Origin of the sequence: Xenorhabdus yunnanensis, assembly GCF_028598805.1 — a bacterium.
In the GTDB taxonomy this organism is placed as follows: domain Bacteria; phylum Pseudomonadota; class Gammaproteobacteria; order Enterobacterales; family Enterobacteriaceae; genus Xenorhabdus; species Xenorhabdus yunnanensis.
On sequence record NZ_JAQRFI010000194.1, the window covers coordinates 1 to 759 of the forward strand.

At 49.4% G+C, this 759-nt stretch carries 3 protein-coding genes; all 3 read left to right on the top strand.

Annotated elements, in window-relative coordinates; all coding sequences use genetic code 11:
- Positions 1 to 187: phage head closure protein (locus tag PSI23_RS21705; protein ID WP_273557011.1), on the top strand; the 187-nt coding region annotated here is incomplete at its 5' end.
- Entirely contained in the window at positions 187 to 483 is a 297-nt protein-coding gene (locus tag PSI23_RS21710; RefSeq protein ID WP_273557012.1) for a head-tail connector protein, read from the top strand. The genes PSI23_RS21705 and PSI23_RS21710, both read left to right, overlap by 1 nt.
- On the top strand, positions 484 to 759 hold a 276-nt coding region (locus tag PSI23_RS21715), incomplete at its 3' end, for a DUF8602 domain-containing protein (RefSeq protein ID WP_507232778.1). It lies immediately after the preceding gene.

Consider the following 759-nt stretch of genomic DNA (forward strand, 5'->3'; position numbering starts at 1 on the left):
ATCCGGTGCCGTGTTCTCTGAGGCCACTGTGCGTATCTGGATGCGTTACCGTGATGACGTGACCACCGCCAATATCATTCTCTATAACGGGGCTAACACCAGAGGAACCGCTTTTGACATTGTGGCGGTTATCCCTGATGCGAAATACACCCGCTTAGAGTTGCTTTGTAAAGGCGGTGTTTTCTAATGGCTGAAATCCCTTTAAATGAAATCAAACAGCATTGCCGGCTGGATGAAAGCGACACGCTTGATGATGCCTTGTTAATGGGCTATGCCGAAGCCGCGCTGGAAGTCTGCCAGCAACATATTGGCAAGCGGTTTGATAACGGATTGACCTTTACCCCTGCTATTAAGGTGGGCTGTCTGCTTTATATCGGTTTGCTGTATGAAAATCGGGAGATGGTGACAGAAACAGAACTTAAAGAAGTCCCTTTTACCATCAAGTCATTGTGGTCTGTCTATCGTGATGTGGGAGTGTATTAGATGCCGTGGCAACCTTTAAAGCGCTGTAGTTATCCGAGTTGCCGTGAACGGGTGAAGTCAGGCCGCTGTGAACAACACCAACGGGAAGCCCGACGGCAGCAGGACAAACAACGGGAAACCCGAACCCAACGAGGCTACAGTAACCGATGGGGACGCTACCGGCTACAATACCTGAAAGCGAATCCGTTATGTGTCCACTGCCTACAGCAAGATATCTATGCCTCTGCAACGATTGTGGATCACATTATCCCGATACAGGGTGAAGCTGATGTGTTG